Source organism: Paenibacillus sp. MDV22-iso6 (assembly GCF_058408365.1).
This window is the reverse complement of record NZ_JBZVDZ010000003.1, coordinates 549,601-569,495: the sequence shown is the minus strand read 5'-3', so window position 1 is coordinate 569,495 and position 19,895 is coordinate 549,601. Positions and strand designations below refer to the sequence as shown.

Here is a 19,895-nt window from a genome sequence, read left to right as displayed (position 1 = left end):
TCCAACAGGGACAATAACCATAGATTGCATAAAAACCCATATTTAATTTAACAGCAAGCTTGGCTACAATGACAAAAAAAGACTACAGCATAAGCTGTAATCTTTAACCTCAAACATGATGAAATTCACGCTTATTTTGGCAAGCCGGCATACTTCATTGAAAGTGCATGCTGACTGATGACACGCTTTAGCCAGTCTGTCTCAGCAGCTTGCACGATGAATGAGCCCAACTGTTGCAAAAAAAAGCATCTACTGCTTTGGCTCACGCAAATCGATAAGGCGAATAGAACGATTCCCGGTCTGATTCCCCTGTTCCATATCAGTAGGGACAGCAGACAAGTAGGATAACTCCATTCCTTGCCTAAGCATAAGCTTCTCAATAATACGAACCGTTTCGGCTTCCGTACGATCAGCGACAACCGTCAATGTGAAGCTCTTTCCACGGTAAAATAATTCCCGGCAAAGCGCTCTTACAATACCTTCAATCCGCTGCTCCTGATTGGAAGGAATGAGCATAATCTGCTCGTAGCCTTCGGGGTCCGGACGGGAAAGATGGCGCTGGTGCATGGCATGAACGGCCATTGCCGCCAGGAAGTATATGAGCAGAATCATAGTCAGATGAGCAACCATGGCAACTGCACCTCCTCGGAAGGTCATGCTCACCCATGGCGAACATCCCTGTATACAGCAGTATATGCTGCATTCCCCGAAGGGTTACACTTGCAAATCCTGTACGCGCATATCCCATTCTGATCGACACAGGACGAAGAAGACAGGCCAGGTCGTTCACTCATTCATGCCGAAGCTTGCACATAAGTTCTCCTAACTTCACACTTTGCTCATTTGCAGTAATAAAGTCCATTAACCCGCTAACCAGTCCAATATTCTGGAATGGGCGCGAGTAAACAGAATCCTATACTTGCTACATCAAATTGCATCTAAATACAATCGTATATTAGAGGGTAACCCAACCATATTTGATCGAGTTGATAACCGCTTGAGTACGATCGTCCACTTCCATCTTTTGCAGAATACTGCTGACATGGTTTTTTACTGTTTTCTCACTGATGAACAGGAACTCACCAATCATTTTATTGCTCTTACCTTCAGCCATCAGACGCAAAACTTCAGCCTCACGACGAGTAAGCGGATTATTGTCGCCAGCGACAAATTTAACGCCTGCTTCCTTCGAAGCTCCCTCGCTCATTGCCCCTGTCTCATTCAGGTACGTCATCCGACGCAACTGCATGATCAGTTTGCCAGTTACTTTAGGGTGGATGAATGCATGCCCTTCATGAACGGAACGAATCGCATTGATCAGGGACTCGGCCTCCATGTCTTTCAGCAGGTATCCGTTAGCACCTTTACGGAGCGTTTCGAACACATAACTCTCATCATCATGAATGGACAAGATAATCACTTTGACATCTGGGAACAGCTCACGCAATTTCTCCGTCGCTTCAACCCCGTTTTCCACCGGCATGTTGATGTCCATTAATACGATGTCCGGTTTATCCTGATTACAGAATTCGAGCACCTGAATCCCATCGCCGCATTCGCCGATGACCTCAATGTCGTCCTCCATATTTAAAATGCGTTTCAAACCTTCACGGAACAGCTGATGATCATCAGCCAAAAGAACTTTAATTGATGCCTTACCAGTATCACGGTTTTCCATCCTGCTACTCCTTTCCCTTATCCACGTTTGTCGGGATATGAATCACTATTTTGGTTCCTTGATTTTCCGCGGATTCGATCTCTATTCTTCCTTCTAACAGTTCAACCCGCTCTCTCATCCCAATCAGACCGAAGTGGGTATGATCCTTGCTCTTCTTCGCAAGAAGCTCCGGTTTGAACCCAAGCCCATTGTCCTGCACGACAATCTTAACGAGCTGAGCCTGGTATGTAATTTCCACTACAACATAAGTGGGATAAGCATGCTTTGCAGCATTGGACAGACCTTCCTGCACGAGGCGGTAGATCGCAGCCTCCATTGCCGAAGACAAACGGTGTTCCTTGCCTCTCGTTTCAAAAAGCGAGCGGATTTTTGTTTTTTCTTCAAAATCCTGCACGTACTTCCGAAGCGTTGGAATCAATCCCAGGTCATCCAGTGCCATAGGACGCAAATTGAAAATAACTTTTCTCATTTCTCCAAGACTCGAACGAACCTGGCCTTTCAAATCTACTATTTCGGCCTGGACCATCTTAAAATCCTGCTTTATGAGCATTCTTTCTACAATTTCCGTCCTAAGTACTAGATTTGCGAGCATCTGCGCAGGTCCGTCATGGATCTCACGGGCAATACGTTTCCGCTCTTCTTCCTGGGCCAAAATTATTTTCAAACCAATCATTTGTCGATTTTTGGCGGATTCAATGATGCGGGTCACTTGACCCAGCTCACCCGACAGATACTCCAGTACAACCCCCATCTGGGAACCGATCGTCTCGGCGCGCTCCACGGAAGCTTCCACATTTTTGGCACGCTTCTGCAGATCATCCCGACGGGCTTTCAGATACATTTCCTTCTCACGGTAAATCATCAGATCCAGCTGTAACTGCGTCGCTTTCTCATACGCCTGCTTGATATCATGCTCGGAATAACGGACGAAGTCGCGGCTAACCTCAGTTAGCCGGATCCGAGAGCGGCGATAGTTAAGCTCCAATTGATCTACTTTCTCGATCGTTTCCGCCGTCTCTTTCAAAACCGACTTCAATTCCTCGTTCAGCGTTTTTAGCTCATTCCGAGTCGAGTCCATAATCTCAAACATTTGATATTTACTGTTTTCCATGACTTGTATGGCGTTTTTTATGACGCGGTCTATGGCATCGGCTTGTAAATCCACGTTTGTTCGACTCCATTTCTATCGTTTCCGGTATATATCATACCATATCACGATGAGATGGTAACGGTCTTCGTGTTCTGTTCCCATTTTACAGTCAGTCCAAGCTGCTCCGAAACGAGTCTAAGAGGGACTAAAGTCCTACCACCAGATACGTAAGGTGCTACTGTTGCACTTTGTCTTTTGCCATTGATAATGAATTCTTTCTGGCCTACAACCAGATCAATTAGCTTGCCACCACGTACAACGGTAATCCGTTGATTTTTGCTATCCCAGCTCGCCTGCCCACCAAAAGCATCCAATACATGCTTGATTGGGACATATGTTGTACCATTTTTCAGTACTGGCGCAGCATCAATTGCCTTTTTCGTTCCGTTTACGGTCATGGATTTCTGTCCAAGCACTAATGAAGCAGTTCCTGTAGGCAAGCCCACTTCACTGGATTTGGATGGCATGGTGAAAGCAATATTGTCAAAAGCAACCGTGCCCGTCTTCGCACGCTCATCCTGACCTTCTTCCACATTCACCACATAAACCCGTTTCAGCTTCGCCGGATAAGCAATGTTCAGCCCATTCAGATCCACATTGAGCTTTTTCCACCCATCCCAATCAATTGCCTTTGCGAGATCGGCATATACCGTTTTGCCACTGGCATCCGTAAATTCGGCGCGCAACCAGTTGAGGCTCTTATCTCCCATAACATCCATTGACATGGATGTCGCAGTTGCAGATACCTCTTTGCCAGTGGAACCATTCAATTGGGCATAAGCATACATTTTACCTATTCCTGCCGTCATGTCATAGCTGAGTTGCAACACCTTGGAGCCAGCTTTTTCACCTGTTCCCGTTGTCACGGAAGCCGATCCAGTTACACCTGATGCATTGGTCGTGAAGTTGATCGGGTAGCTAACATTCTCGAAGTTCTCCCATATCGTTTCACTTGCCGCAGCGGAGAGCACAACCACCGTGCTGTAGCCGTCATAACGACCGATCGCATAGCCAACTTGAGCGCCAGCGTTTACGGAGGATACTGTTAATTGGTCTGCAGACACTTTACCTTTGAATCCAATAAACTCCCATGTCAGCGAATCCGCCGGAACTGTCACACTTTGTCCGTCTTTGGTCTTCGCCGTTACTGGAATGGAAATCGTTGTACCCGCTTGGAGCGATCCCAAGCCAGATCCTGCTGTCAGTGAAGCCAGTTCACTGCCGCCCAGCACGGTAACTTTAATGGAAGATGAAGCACCGTTACTTATTGCAGTCAGCGTCGCTGTACCTGGTTTCACACCTTTGATCGTTCCATTGCTTACACTCACGATGCCGTTGTTGCTCGATTTCCATGTCATCTTGATATCGCCTGTCGCAATCGGGTTATAGTAAGTGTCATATCCTTTGGCTGTATACTTGCCCTCTTGCCCTACCAGCAACGTTTGACTGCCACTCACGGCAAAGCCTTTCAGCTTACCTTCTGGAGCCGTAGAGAACACGCCCAGCGTGTTTACGACCTGACGCTGCTCTGTACCGTACTCCGTGTTGAACGTAAGCCCTGCTGTCTCCTCGCCAAGCGGACGAGTTACCATTGTTGTGGAGCCGCCTCCGTCCAGATTCATGCCTTTCCATACACCAATGCTGGTCATGAAGGATTGCAGTTCAGTCAGCGACAAACCGCTGCTGTTACTGTTTTTCTCCGCTGCAATAATGTAGACATAACGACCATCTTGAGAGTAGCCGACTGCTGTTCTCGCACGAATGCCACCGATGCCGGAAGCAGCAATATCACGGGAAAAAGTAGCCGCCTTGCCACCATTCACCAGAATGGTATGTCCACCGATCATCATCTGCAGGTTGCTTGGATCAACGGTCTCCCCCGTCGTTTTGGCTTTTAACTTGTAATCCGCATTCAGCGACTGTCCTACCGCCAAGTGAGTCATAATCCATGTCGCTGCCGTTCCGTGCGCACGCAAAATGTACCCATCCGCCGGCACCGTCATGTTTAACGCCTTTTTATCCGAAATTTGGGTGATCACACCGTTCTGCACAAGTACCTCAGTTGGTGTTGTGGAAGGATCATTCGGCCGCTTCGTTGATGTCCAAGCCGGTGTATAAATATACATCGAATTGGCGTGACTGTACTTCACCGAGCTCGATTCGACCGTGTAGTCCTCTTTATTTATCCCACGCAAAGCAAACGTTGAACCATCATCTGCCTTCACGGTACCATCGAATGAATATTCATCAATCATCGGCTTGCCGTCTTTGGTTACGGTGAGGGCATACATCCCTGACAGCTCTGATGGAGTAGATACGAGCACCCCATCCGAGACCTGTCCACCAATTGGGGCAAGTTCCCCGGATACATTAAAATAATCGCCGTTCACGGCGGCTACTGCACCATTTTCCTTAGCCATGCCACCCGTGCTTTGTTTACTATTCAGATTGCCACCCTTGCCTGTCATGACATCCAGCTTCACATAGGGATTTTGCAAATCCACTTGAATGACATCTGCCAGTACGTTCACCTTTGAGCCGGAACGTGTCGTTGTATAATTGTATTTCATCAACTTCGCACCCGAAGTCAGAATTTCTTCGCTCAATTTGCTTGTTGTTGTAGAGGCTGCTGCAGCCACCGACTGCCATGAACTTCCCGACCACACCTGTTGTCCCGCTCCCAGAACCGGTGCAATCCAGATCACGCCTGCCAGCGTCACAATCGCCCATTTTTTCGCCTTGCTACCCTTAACGTCGTTCAGCCGTTTCCCTTGTTTCCCCAGCATGTTTGAAACGTCTCTCCCATCTTGTATATCAATCTTAGATATCACGATCTCTACCACTTGGCAGCAGATAGCGAGATTTCTAGTATACTCTTCTATTAATAGACTACTTTTTGTGGAAAAAGTTACGCCCCAAGCCTGAATTCAGGTATTTATTGGGTTATGCGACATCTTCTGATTATGTTATACGAATAACGTATAGAGTAAATAGACCTCAGCTATGCCTAGTTCAGCACATCAGAAGTCTGCTTGGATTAGATTTGACTCTTGAAACTATTGCCGGAACTCAATCGACTCTTACATGTAACTCCATTTGATATGATGCTATTATTCCCCTGATGATCTCGACATGATAAATTCACCAATAATTGTTGTTCCATCTTTCTCGTACACGGGTATGCTTCGATTCATCTTCTGCTGGCTCTGCCATTGCAACGCTTCTTCAGGGGTTTTGTGATCTGGACCCTGTAAATCAGACTCCAAAACATAACCAATAGCCCCATTAGTTGCTTCAGCCAGTACTAAGTCCGGACCTACAAACTCATTGCCAAAATCCCCGAATTTTCCATACGTCTGTCCTGCCTGATTTACTGGATAGGAGGTCTGAATTCTCTCCTCTCCATCTTCATTCTGTGCAGAATTAGCAGCGTCGATATAAACAGCCCCCGAAATACTTACTACTACGGCCATTATAGTTAATATAGCTATCAGTGATTTCTTTATTTTCATCGTATCTTTTGCCTCCCTATCCGTTCTGTATGCCAACACTGTGTAATTTCACATATATATTTTCTCACTACTATCGTACCACTCTAACTACAATAATGTAAACATTTTCCTCTTTCTAAATTAAAAAGGAACACCTCAAGAAATGAACTTTCTTGAAATGTTCCAACCTTGTTACATATCGTTACCTTTACCATTCCTGAATAAAATGAGTGCTATTAATATCTCGTTTTTACAGATATCCTAACTTATCCAAGACACGTTTCAACATTACCGCTGCTTGTGCACGAGATGCATTCCCCTGAGGTTCAAATGTCTTTGACGTCATTCCCTGGATAATGCCTTCCTGCACCGCTTTGGCGACAGAATCCTTGGATTGGATCTTTTTATTATCCTTAAACTTAGCTAATGTTGATGCAGCTGAAGCATTCAAGGCAGTTGGTTGACCACCATAATTCAACGCACGAACCATCATGATCGCCATTTGCTCTCGCGTGATTGGACGATCCGGCTTGAAGGTACCATCGGTATTGCCTGTAATGATTCCCGCTTCAGCTGCAGCACCGATATAGGCACTTGTCATACTGCCACTACGAACATCCCGGAAACGGCTTGAAGCCGTTGGTTCTCCGCTTAACCCCAGACCTCTGGCAACCAACTCAGCGAATTCTGCACGTGAAATATTATCATTCGGTCGATAGTATGAACCGTTAGGCGTATTAATAATCCATTTTGCAGAAAGCTCATTAATTACTGTACTTGCCCAGTGTGATGCCGTGTCCGGATAACTAACAATGTGATTAACCGGAATGACCGATTGATTACCGTTCAGTAGTCCTTGTACAACCACACCTCCTGGCGTATTTTTAAACGAACTAGGCACATTGGATAACATAAACGTCACCGGATCAATGAAAGTAAAAACAGATGTTACCTTAGAGGTCCCTGCAGGCAACAGCATGGATAACTGACTTATGATTTTTTGCTCTACCCGCTGATCGCTGGTTCCATTACTGGCAAACACGTACACATCCGTATAATTTGCAAGCTTCTGAGCACCCGCACCCGCGATGAGTCCTTCCAATGTTCCAGATGAAGATACAGGTACCGTCTCCAACTGAACGTATAAGGACGGAGCAGCAGCTTCTGGCGACGTACTCGTATTGATTGGCGTTACCGCAATATTTCCTACACTTCGGCTGATAGCCGCCAGATTCAGATTGGACAGCGGTACAGTCCAGAGGCGATCGCCATACTTCACACCAAGAGTACCCGTGCGATAATTTGCGGCAATCTGAGTCAGTGTATTTAACGGAAATCCAACATATGCAGAAGATTCACTATCTGGAATCTCGAACACAATCGGCTGATTCAGCTTGCCAGCCGTCGAAGCATATTCAAAGGACTGAGTTAGTTTAGTTGCGTCCACATTGAACTGACGAGTTTGGCGATTATAATGTGATACAGCAGATACACTAGATGCTGTATTATTGTTCATCACAAGCAAAGACTGACCAAAATTGGATGCATCTACAGCCGTCAACCAGGAAGGAAGTCCTCCCGACTGAGTACCACCCGAATTAGTAGTTGTTGGTTGTAACGTAAGGGGACCGAATGCAGCTATTGTGGCATTCGATGAATCCCGTAATGGTACTGCGCCGGGTACATAACTCACCGTTCCCGTCTGAGCAGCTGTCGTTGCTCCTGATGAAGTAGACGTATTTAACTTCAATGTCACCACAGAGCCAGAAGCCGAAGCTGACGTTACCGTTGTAGATGAATTACTAAGCACGACACTGAACTGAGTTACCGTTAGTGCGGGCTGGGACTGGATGGTATCACGGAAGTTAATCTGAACCGTGTCTCCTTGTAGCGTAGCTGACAGAATCTTTCCATTACCATACGTGTACGTTACTGGAGTCAGATTGAGATAACCTGCTGGGTTATTATTCAGATCCGTTAACCGCAGTGCCCCAGGTACATACGATAATGATATATTTTGCGTATCCTTCACCGCTGAAGCCAGTGTCAACGTCACCAGATCATCATCGATCTCGGAATTCGTAACGAAAACCGGCTTGCCATCGACCAAAATAGAATACTGACTATTGAGCGGTTTGTTGGACGTATTCAACGGTTCATTATAACGCATCCACAACTTATTCCCACTGACCTCGGCGCTCTTGAACTCAGGCGGTTTGGTATCAATCGTATTTCGGACATAGAAGCCACTGAATCCAGCAAGAGCCTGTCCACGAGTATCTTTTACAGGCCATGAACCTGGCGTGTACGCAACACGAACGACTTCACCATCTGTAATAGATCGACTGAGATTCAATGTCACAACGGAGCTATTATTGACCGATATGCTATTAATTCCTACAGCTGACTGATCGGCAGTTACGCTGAATTGTCTCGCTGCATCAATTGAGGTAATGTATACCGTCTCAGGGTAATACAACGTAATTGTACTGTAATATACACTACCTTCTCGCGGCTTGGACATGACGGAGTCCAAACTGTTTTCCACATCCCGTGCACCAAAAGCAGCTGCAGCATTCAGAGACTGATCTGTAAGGCGATTGCCTGTACCAGGCGCATAAGCAATCCGCACGACCTGTCCTACCGCTACCCCAGTATCCAATACTACATATACACTGTCACCTGAAATATAGGTGGAACTAACGTTCCGATTCTCTCCATTTACGGTGACTGTATAACTGCTACTGAGTGAATTAGTGCTGTACAACCATTCATCGTACGTTAGGCGAATTGTGTTATTGCTGTGCATTTTCGCGTTCTTTAGCACAGGTGCTGTTGTATCTTTGCTTAATGTTTTGAATGCCCATGAAGTAGAACCACTCAAACCGGCGAATGTATTCCCTGCTTTATCACGAAAAGTATTCGCTGGAATATCCACAACATAATTCATATTGCTATCCAATGCGCTTACTGGTGTAATAAGCAACTGTCTGTTGTTGGAGCTGTTGATGTTCGTCGTTGACTCAACAATCGCCCCATTCGCTTTTTTAAGAACTGCTTTGCCCGTGAAGTTCAAGTCTAGTTCCTTGTTGAACGTGACCGTTAAAGTTCCTGTCAAGGACACATTAGTAGTGCCGTTTGCGGGAGACAGATTGGACACCGTGAGGGACGTAGGATCAGACAGCACATTAAATCCCCAATCCATACCGCTAATTGCACTAATATCATTCCCGTTCATATCCCGCAAAAATCCTTCAGGCATCACGATGTAATATGTACTATTGCTATTGAAGTTTTTAACAGGGTCAATCGTGATGTTTCTTGTTTTCAGCCCTGTAATTCGTGATGCCCCAGACGTAATAGGGATTTCCTCAAATGCTGAGCCCGAAATGTTCCCTTGAAAAATCTGAAGTTTACCTGCGCCAATATCTACAGGCTGATTAAATGTCATTGTCAGACTGGATGATGGCGTTACCTGATTAGCTGCGTTTTGAGGAACCTTACTCACAATATAAGTAGAACCTATACCCGGGGTTCTAAAGGTCCACTCTTTGTTTAATCCAGCAAAAAATACAGTATTGTCATCTGCATAAACAAATGCTTTCGCATCGATCTGAACGTAAAATGTCCCTCCTGGAAGAGGAGTTTCTGGTTGAATCGTTACATATGCACCTGCAATAGGAGTAGTTGTTCCATCTTCCGTAGGTGGAATCGCAGGATCTGCAATCGGCCCCGTAGTTCCAACAGTTACATTTGGACTGGATACAGCTACTGAAGAAACCAACGAATCATCGTTAACCCGTTTAATGGATATAACACTCTGGGTGTCTGCTGCCTTTTGAACGGGTTTAGCAAATTCAATAACTAATGGCGCTGACGAATTAATATGCTCCCCCTTCACAGCAGGAATTGTATTTATAATTCCGTTAGCAATCAATTCATTAGCCGCGTAAGCGCCTTGCTCTACTCCACTCCAACCGGTCAGCCAACCTTGCGCCGTCAGCATGACAATCAAGAGTCCGAGTATGCCTTTTTTCGCAGTTCTCTTCAAATTCACTGATCTTCCCCCTTATCTGTATTTCTGCTCCTGTCTGATGTACAGACCTCATTATGTATGTCGGTTAACTGACCTCTTTTTTTTAGATAAAAGGAAATAAAAGGGATTTAAATATTTATCTATCGCACTAAATGTATGTATGCAAAAAGAAGCCCCTGATTCCATATCGAACCAAGGACTTCTAATAATGACTCTATCGTTAACTTACAGACCTGCTTGCTCTTTCAAAATGTCTGCTTTGTCCACTTGCTCCCAAGGTACATCCAAGTCTGTACGGCCAAAGTGACCATAAGCAGCCGTTTGTTTGTAAATGGGGCGACGCAGATCCAGCATACGGATGATACCAGCCGGACGAAGATCGAAGTTATTACGCACAAGCTCAACCAATTTCTCTTCGCTGACTTTGCCTGTTCCGTATGTATCTACGTTAATTGATACCGGGTTGGCTACACCAATCGCGTAAGCGAGCTGGATTTCCACTTTATCGGCAAGACCTGCAGCAATAAGGTTTTTAGCAACATAACGAGCTGCATAAGCCGCGGAACGGTCTACTTTTGTCGGATCTTTACCAGAGAACGCGCCACCGCCGTGACGTGCATAACCGCCGTAGGTATCTACGATGATTTTACGTCCAGTCAGGCCTGCATCTCCTTGAGGTCCGCCAATAACGAAACGTCCTGTTGGGTTGATGAAATATTTAGTCTGCTCATCCAGCAATTCAGCTGGAACGACAGGCAAAATTACATGTTCTTTGATGTCCTTTTGTATCTGCTCCAATGTGGTCTCTTCAGCATGCTGAGTAGACACGACGATCGTATCAACACGTACCGGTTTGTCACCGTCGTATTCAATCGTTACTTGAGTTTTACCATCCGGACGGAGATATTCCAATGTACCGTTTTTACGCACTTCAGCCAAACGGCGAGCGATACGGTGGGATAATGCGATTGGCAAAGGCATGAGTTCAGGTGTTTCATTGGTTGCAAAACCAAACATCAGACCTTGGTCACCCGCACCAATGTTCTCTGTTTCACGAGCAACTTGTTCAGGGTCACGGTTCTCAAGAGCCGCGTTAACGCCTTGGGCAATATCGGCGGACTGCTCATTAAGAGAAGTGAGCACTGCACAAGTGTTGTAATCAAAACCGAACTGGGCATTTGTGTACCCAATTTCCTTGATCGTATTACGAACGATGGACGGAATGTCAACATATTCAGACGCTGAGCTGATCTCACCGATGACAAGCACAAGGCCTGTAGCTACGGAAACTTCGCACGCTACACGAGCATTTGGATCATTCGCCAGGAACGCATCCAATACGGCATCCGAGATCTGATCGCAAATTTTATCCGGATGTCCTTCAGTTACAGACTCCGATGTGAATAGATGTCGGCCTTTAATAGACATTGAAGTTTCAACCTCCCATAACGAGTAGTATGGCGATTGCCCGAACAAAACATTTACGTTGATTCGTTCACTGTACCCTCGAAAGCTTTCCGGGCGGAATAAGGACGCAGGGTCCGCAGTTACGAAGATAAGGATTTTTCAGGTAATGGCCTCAAAAAAAATCAACCTTTCCCTAGCGGAAAAGGCTGCGTACCTCAAATGCCATCTTAACGTATTTGTCAAGACGTGTCAAACGGATTGGGATAAGGAAAAAACCCTATAAGTGCTGCTGTGCCTGGCGAATCAGCCTTTTTGTAATCTCTCCACCGACCGATCCATTCTCACGGGAAGTCAGATGGCCCCAGCCTTTATACTGACCATAAGAGTGATCACTTACCTCACCCAGTTCAGAACCAAATTCGGTATCTGCACCAGCAAAACTTCTCCCCCCATATCCCACATTCAGACCAAACTCAGCGGCGATTTCATACTTCATCTGATCCAGCATCTGACGACTTTCGGGTACCACTTTGCGGTTGTTTCTAGCCATGATTCCTGCACCTCCGGTTATTGGTTGTGTACAGTTATAGAGTGAGCAGGAACAGGGCTGGCTAGCCGTATTAATGTTTGTTAGAACTGGGTAATCTCAGCAATCCTTATTACTTAATTTTGAATAATTTCAGGTTACAATGCTCAAACTACTTCAAAGAATATCCACCGCGAACCATAACGGTCAGACTGTATTTGTTGCCATCGAGAACTGTAATGCCTCGACCATCCTTTGGAAAAGAGAGCAGGTGATTATTCGGTGCTTCCTGACCATTCGTCAAATCAACACCGTCCGTCAGATCGGCTACACCATTCGTACCTTCACTGACAATCACAGCCTTACCGCTACGTACGATGAACTCCGCACCAGTTGCACCTATCAACTGTTGGCCCGGTTTCACCATAACGATCTCAAGTGCATCCGAAGCACCGGATACTAGTGGAGGAAGTGTTGTATCTCCATCTGTGGTACTTGTTCCTGCAGAGCCATTGTTCGCACCCGATGTATTGCCAGTTCCTGCATTGTTGCCTCCACTATTCGTGTTACCATTGCCTGCGGGAATTTTACCACCCAACGCTTGCTGGATTTGCTGGTCGACATAACTCTTCGTTACAACCGGATCATCTGCTGTTCCCGGTTGGCTTGTGCCTGCACCTATTGCCGTATTGCTGTATACAGACCCAACCCATACACCAACACCAATCGCCAGCGCAGCCAGGGATACTTTCATATAAGGTTTCATGTGATTTATTTTCCTCCTCTGGAAATCTATTAAATTTAACTATAGAGAAAAAATGCTGTGGGGACAAGCAAAACCTCGCTCCCGATTTCTCGGAAACGAGGTTAAGTCTGCATTCTGAGTATAGTAGTATAGATAATCTATCTACTTATTATTTTGTATTGTTGTTGTTCCCGGAACCCTCTTCCGGAAACTCTGGTAACTCCGGTTCTTCTTTTGGCAGTTTGGACACATCGTAACTGTACCCTTGTTCTGCAAGACGAATCCGTTGGCCCTCAAACACATCATACAAAACTACGCGATATGAACCCCCGCGTATTTTATTGAAGACAGAGTCATCTATGCTCCAGTTGAGTGTCTGATTAATACCTGTTTTCAGATCAGTGCCCGGCGTGAGTTCTTTATCAAACACTTTACCAGATCCATCTGTGAGAGAAAGAATCAATTTATGTCCGTATTCCCCGCTATCTACTGCTTCTTCCTGGGTTAACGAATAGATCATCTCAATCTGTACCGATGTACCACCTGTGAGATACGCTCTGATATTGCTGCCAGAGAATTTGTATGGATACAAATCTATATCGTTTAGGGAAGGCAGCACTTGTAGTGATTTTGGCTGTACTTCAAATGCCATCGCATTGACATAAGCCGTAGCCTCTCCTTCACCAGATACAAATTTGTTGTCAGCCACACCTTCACCCACGATCAGTCGCATATCGGATGTTGACGTTACACTCTTCGGTACTTTGGCCCAGAAGGTCACGACACTCTTCTGACCCGGTCCTGGTACACGATCAGCCTGTTTAGCCGTTGCCTTGTAATACTGGCCATCGGCTGTTTTATAATATCCTACTAATTTTGCAAGACCGCTCTGACGCAATGATTTGTTCGTCATTTCGAATTCAGTATAGACAATATCGGAAGAAGATCCCGGATATACATAGGTTCTGCGTACACCCAGCTCGGTTTCTTTTTCGGTAGTACCTTGAGTAAAGGTCTTCCCTGCACCTACATAAGAAAGTGGTTGAATTAAGCCTGACGTACTGAGGGTAATCCAATCATTCGTTTCTTCTTCGCTTACCTTCTCTAGTAAAGTCACTTCCAGACGGCTCATATTCAATTCCGATGGAATTTTGGTCAAGAGATAAGCTTCTGTTGTCATACCTGGGCCGAGCAACTTACCACCTTGCGCCCGAATCAGCTTCGTATCTCCATCGATACGTGCTGAATCAATAGTGAACATAGCTTCCAGTTCAGGTAATTGAACCGTTTTGGCCGATGCGTTACGAATGGTCACCTTAGCGGCAATAATATCACTGTCTGTCCATGGCAGGCGTTGGAGAGAGCCGACAGACACTCCGAATGTGCCTTTGCTGTTCTTGATCACCGTTTCAGTAGTAAGTCCATCTCCACTAGTTACAGAATCCGGAATAGCATAGATACCTACAGGATAGGAGAACTCAAAGCTGCTAGCATTCGTGTTTCCTTCCTTACTTTCTTCTTTCGTTATCGGAGTCATGGCATACAGTTTAATTTTGCTGGTATCCCCATCACCTTGAATGGTAGTGATCAGCTTAATCGTCTTAGTTGCACCTGGTTTCAACTTCAGATCATCCAGTGCCTTAGTCTCAATCGGGTAGGAAGTACCATCCTCTGTCCGGATCTCTAATCCGTATTTAGGAACTTTAACTTCTTTCTTACCTTGGTTCTTAATGACCATTTGCATCGTTAGATCGTATTCTTCATTTTCTCCACGAACACGTGCAGATTCCAGAAGAGTGGATACAGGTTGTCCATCAATCGAAATGATATTGGGTTGATTGGCTGCTGTATCTACATTAGATTGACTAGCTTCTGGCAGTTGTAATGCCGCCACAGGCAGGGCTGTCTTCTCTTCACCTTGTTCTTCCACAAGCAGCAATTCGGATTTTTCGACTTTCAACGCTGTGGGTAAAGAGGCCATTAAGCTCAATGTTTTATTGGCCTGTGCCTGAATGCTGATGCCTGAACTGTCTTTGTCCGGGGTTAATGGATAGTTCGAGCCATTCGGTGTACGCAAAATCCACTTAATATTGGGATTATCCAACAACTTATAACTAATGTTATTGAGGTTCACACCAACTTTGACGTATTGCTTCTTATCTTCCCCCGGATATACTTTGATTCCGGACACCTTAACTTTGACCGCTGAATCACTCAAACGAACCGTTTTTGTCTTGCCTACGGGCGTTGTAATGCTATAGGAAGCAGGAACGTTGAATTTCCCCAATGTGCTTTCATAGTTAGGTTTACTGAAATCCCATTTTACGATGAGGAAGTTCAGGTCGCTTAGCTTCACTTCACGTCCGACCTTCATGACATAAGTAAGATCAACCGTAGAACCAGGTGATACTGTCTTTTTCTCCTGATCCTTGGCAATCAGTTTCGGAGAAAAGCTTGTCCCTCCTTTGGTCTTCACTTTGCTCCAATAATCGAGCATCATCATTGGTGTGCTGTCGTTGTTTTTATACGTCAGCGTATACGTCACTGTATTCCCGTCTTCTTGAGACAAGAGATTCACATCCGTTAATTTCACGGTACTCCGCGCAGTGACTTTAACTGCTGGAACGTTGGCCAATGTATGTACTACTTTTGTAACTGTGGATGTTTGTTCTTTCTTCGTTGTATTGGTAGTTGCATTGTTTTTCGATATTTTATTTGAACTCGTCGACGTATTCGCAGCAGCTGCGATACCTCCACTTGAACTGATCAACAACATACTTGCCATTAAAGTCATCATGACCTTTTTATGATCCACTTCCAAACCTCCCATAAGTTGCTTGTTGCTTTATAGTATAAACGTTTGAGAGGGAGAGAAAGTTACGATGTTGTTGTAAAAAGTAAAAGACCCAGAGAACTAAGTTCTCTGAGTCTTTTCTAATATAAAATTAGTAAGTGTTGTTGCTGATAGTAACACCGGAAATTACAACATCTTTACCGCCATAAGAAGCAGTCAGAGACAATTGTTGACCGGCAACAGCTTTATCACCAATCTCAACAGTAATTACAGTAACACCATTGACAGTGCTAGTAGCTGCAGTTAAATTATCGTTTCCGATCTTAACTTGGTTACCAACAAGTGTTACTACTTTATCCAATGTAATTTTCAATTCGCCAGGTACTTTATCTGTACCATTAGCGATGGTGAAAGTAGCAGGAGAAAATGTAGCTGTTGTCCCTTTTGAAGCGTTAAATGGAAGAGCTTCTTTGTTGATTTGGGCAATGACAGCATCAGCATCAGCTGCTGCACCATATTCAATTACATAATTAGCGACTGTTCCATTTGGAGGCGTGATTGTTACTGTATTATCAGTAACAGTAGGAGCAGCAGCTTGCAAAGTTACAGCTGGAATTGAGTTACCAGCAACCCCTTTATTAATAGCAGTCAATTTAATTCCAGCTTTATCAGCAGTAGCAGCAACAGCATCTTTAGGAGCTTTAACTGCAGTAGAAGCAACTACTGGGTTGTTAACGCTGCTAGAAGGAGGAGCCACTGTGTATTCATCAGACTTAGCAACTACAGGAGGGTTAGTTCCACCTACAGCAGTCAAGTATTTAGCATTGCTGCTAACTTCTACAGACACTGGATTTTCCTTAGCATTAGCATTAAGAATTGTAATAGTTGCAACTCTAGGATTAGTAGGGTCCAAAGTCACTTTATAATCAGTAATGTTTGCAAGAGATTTAGTAGAAGGATTAGTCAAAGAAAGATCTCTTACAATAAAGTCATTACCAAGTTGGTTAACATCAGTACCTGTAAGTGCAGTTGTAACATCAGAAGTAAATGTTACTTTAATTTCTTGGTCCGCTTGACGTACAGCACCACTTCCAGTTGCAGAACCAGTTACACTAACTACTCTAGGAGCAACAGCAGTGTTCACAGGCATAGAGATATTACCAGACAAGTTCAGTTTACCGTTGGAATAAGTTTCGATAGAGTTGTTAGCGAAGATAACAATGTTAGCTCCAGTGAAATCTCTATCAGTTTTCAATGTTACTGTCTTCTCGTCGATTGAAACAGATGTAGGATATACACCATTGATTTGGAAGTCACCTGCACTTGCATTAGCAACAACATTATTGAACGTCAATTCAAATGTTCTAGCGTCTTTTTGTACAGAGTTAGTCCATTTCAATTGGTTATCAGTTGCATTGTTCAATCCTTTTGCTGAAATAGCAACCGCTTGACCTGTTTTAGATTTCAAACCAGTAGCCCATACACTGGATACAGAACCAGTTGGTCCGAAAGTAACTCTTGTTCCATCAATAGTCTCAGGCAACGTGAGAACTACGGATTTACCACCGTTCACTACATTGACAGCTGTTTCATTTGGTACAGCAATGTTTTGAACGTTGTTTCCAGCTTTAGCAAAGCTAATATAGTAATTAGATTTCAGGTTAAGAGTGGAAAGATCCATTTCTCTTCCAAAGTTCAATGTTACTTTGCGAGCTGCTTCATTGTAGTCTGTAGAAGTGATTTCTGGGTTAGCAGTATCATTAGCTACAAATGTACCATTGTACTCTACCAAAGTGTTTCTCAAAGCTGTCATGTCTTGAACATCTGCAACTTTCAAATTGTAAGTTCCAGTTGCAAGTGTGCCGAAGAACTTAACTTGGAATACTTTATTGGAATTATCCAATGCTGATACACTGCTTACTGGGATAACATCGTTACCTTTTTTAACAGTGAAGTATTTTTTATCTGCAGCATCTACAGCTTTGTCAAAACGTACTGTCAATTCATTAGTACGGTTCCCAAATGTTGTTTCAACTACTTGTGGACGAACCAAGTCAACTGTAGCGTTGATTTTGTGTTCTTTCACAGCGTTAGCGTTACCGGAATAGTCTTTCACTTCTACGAACAAAGTGGACTCATATCCTGGCAGACGGTTAGCTTGAGTAAATTGAACTTCATATACATTGGAAGCAATTTGAGTTACTGTACCAGTCTTTTTGCTATCGCCATTCTTCCAGTAGAAGCTGTCGTTAGTTACAGAAGCTGGATCGATTTCTTCATCAAAAGTAACAGTTACTTTTTCCAAAGTAGCGGAAATTTCAGTCACTTTAGGACCTTCAGTGTCAGCTGCTACAGTGAAATCAGTAGTTGCTGCCAAAGATTTCAGACCAGCGAAGTCTTCAATCATGGAAGTTGTCAGTTTATGAGCACCTTCGGAGATTGTTCCTGTGTAATCACGCAGGATTACTTCACGTTGGTTAGCACCTGGAGTTACAGATCCAACAAAAGCTTTGTCATCCAATTGGAAGTTGCTGCTTGATGGAGCTACAACTGGCTCGGAGAAAGTTACTTTGATAACTTTAGTTCCCAGAGCTTTAACTTCTGTTACTGTAGGCAGTACATTGTCAGCAGATGTAAAGGAAACTTCTCCTTGTGGCAATACAGTACCTGTAGAAGATTTCACGTTTTTAACAGCTACTTTGTAAGTAGTTCCTTGCGTGAATTTGCTGGATTCGTTCAACAACAGGCGAGCTGTTTTACCGTCAGCCAACAAAGTGATGGATTTGATTCCTTTTGCGTTGGAATCTACAGTGTAGTTAGCTTTGTCAGTTGCAGTAGCTTTGTCTACTTTACCGTCAAAAGCAACGTCAACTTCTTTCAAGTTAACAGAAGAAGCGGATTGTACTTTAGTTGCAGCTTCTACAACATAAGTAACTTTTTCAGTGAAAGATTTTTCTTTGTAAGTAAATTTCACTTCAGTTTCTTTGTTAGCTTCAAGAGCTTTTTCCAAAGTAACTTTTACAGTTTCGCCGTCACTGATTGTGAAAGTAACGACTTTACCGCCTTCACTTACTTCGTATTTAGTAACTTTCAAGCTTTGCGCTTGGTCAATTGCGTAAGCAGCGCCTACAAGCAATTCACGGGAAGCGTTAGCACCGAAGTTAGCTTTAGAATCGATCAAACCAGCGTTGATTGCTGCTTGAACGTAACCTTTAGCCCAATCAGCTGCACTGTTGTTAGTTTCAGCTGGAATTTCCAGGTCAAGTGCACGAGTCAAGATGGTAGCCATCTCGGAAACAGTTACTTTACCGTTGAAGTCGAAGATTTTCTTCTCAACGTTTTTACCTTCCATGATACCCGCAGCAGTTACTGCTTCGATGTAAGGTACAGCCCAGTTTTTAGCTGTGTAGTTTTTGTCAGTGTAAGAAAGAGTTCCAGTGATCTCTTTCAGACCGAGCAATTTAGTGATGACTTTAGCGAACTCAGCGCGAGTCATGTCTTTATCCAAACCTGCAGTACCATCTGGGTAACCAGTGAAGATACCTTTTGCTTTCAATGCATCAAACTGTTGTTGTGGTGAAACTGCTGTGTCACCGAATGCTACAGATGCAAACATCGAGAATGCCATTGCTGTAGACAATGCTACGGATAAAATTTTCTTCATAACCTTTTTTTCTCCTCCTTGGGTGTTCATAACATTTGAATTTTCTTTAATAGGGTCGCTCGTATTCCTCATATATTGTTGCACCCCCTTTCCAGAGTTGTGAGCAAGTTAATATAAATGATGTCTGTGAGCATATCACAGAAACTTGTAAACTAGGTTGTAAAGCAGATTCATACGAAAATAGAGTAGTTTCCTAATCCTACCTACGTATTATACAATGGGTCTTCCGAGTCGTAAAGCAATTTTTTCTAAAAAATAGACAAGATTCTTCACGAGGTCATTCTTGGTAACAGGCCCAATGTTTTTGACTCTACATCTTAAACGCAGCAGATTTCAAAAAGTTGCGGATTCCACAAAAAAAGTTTTGAATTTATTTATGTATAGGTATAGTGCGGGTAAGATAG

The 19,895-nt window shown here is 44.2% G+C and carries 11 protein-coding genes; all 11 read right to left on the bottom strand.

Annotation, left to right across the window (positions count from 1 at the left end; translation table 11 throughout):
- Positions 1–249 precede the first annotated feature (249 nt).
- On the bottom strand, positions 250–630 hold the full coding sequence (locus AC4PM4_RS11695; protein ID WP_090903539.1) for a hypothetical protein: 381 nt from the start codon (positions 628–630) through the stop codon (positions 250–252).
- Between the two features lie 325 nt (positions 631–955).
- Positions 956–1,678, bottom strand: a complete 723-nt coding sequence (locus AC4PM4_RS11690) for a response regulator transcription factor (RefSeq protein ID WP_024631627.1) — start codon at positions 1,676–1,678, stop codon at positions 956–958.
- 4 nt (positions 1,679–1,682) lie between these two features.
- Positions 1,683–2,843 carry a sensor histidine kinase gene (locus tag AC4PM4_RS11685; protein WP_024631628.1) on the bottom strand — a complete coding sequence of 387 codons (1,161 nt, stop codon included), beginning with the start codon at positions 2,841–2,843 and terminating at the stop codon, positions 1,683–1,685.
- Positions 2,844–2,890: 47 nt separating this feature from the next.
- Positions 2,891–5,614: a stalk domain-containing protein gene (locus tag AC4PM4_RS11680; protein WP_491613654.1), complete on the bottom strand. Its 2,724-nt coding sequence runs from the start codon at positions 5,612–5,614 to the stop codon at positions 2,891–2,893.
- Between the two features lie 324 nt (positions 5,615–5,938).
- Positions 5,939–6,340 carry a hypothetical protein gene (locus AC4PM4_RS11675; RefSeq protein ID WP_491613653.1) on the bottom strand — a complete coding sequence of 134 codons (402 nt, stop codon included), beginning with the start codon at positions 6,338–6,340 and terminating at the stop codon, positions 5,939–5,941.
- A 229-nt stretch (positions 6,341–6,569) separates the two neighbouring features.
- Complete coding sequence (locus tag AC4PM4_RS11670; RefSeq protein WP_491613652.1) at positions 6,570–10,376, bottom strand: S-layer homology domain-containing protein; 3,807 nt, start codon at positions 10,374–10,376, stop codon at positions 6,570–6,572.
- A 204-nt stretch (positions 10,377–10,580) separates the two neighbouring features.
- Complete coding sequence (metK, locus tag AC4PM4_RS11665; RefSeq protein ID WP_491613651.1) at positions 10,581–11,783, bottom strand: methionine adenosyltransferase; 1,203 nt, start codon at positions 11,781–11,783, stop codon at positions 10,581–10,583.
- Between the two features lie 256 nt (positions 11,784–12,039).
- Positions 12,040–12,312, bottom strand: coding sequence for an alpha/beta-type small acid-soluble spore protein (locus tag AC4PM4_RS11660; protein WP_491613650.1), 273 nt, complete (start codon positions 12,310–12,312; stop codon positions 12,040–12,042).
- Positions 12,313–12,460: 148 nt separating this feature from the next.
- Entirely contained in the window at positions 12,461–13,054 is a 594-nt protein-coding gene (locus tag AC4PM4_RS11655; protein WP_491613649.1) for a hypothetical protein, read from the bottom strand.
- 148 nt (positions 13,055–13,202) lie between these two features.
- Entirely contained in the window at positions 13,203–15,848 is a 2,646-nt protein-coding gene (locus AC4PM4_RS11650) for a hypothetical protein (protein WP_491613648.1), read from the bottom strand.
- Between the two features lie 130 nt (positions 15,849–15,978).
- A complete protein-coding gene (locus AC4PM4_RS11645) occupies positions 15,979–19,563 on the bottom strand; it encodes an S-layer homology domain-containing protein (protein ID WP_491613647.1) in 3,585 nt (1,194 codons plus the stop codon).
- Positions 19,564–19,895 lie beyond the last annotated feature (332 nt).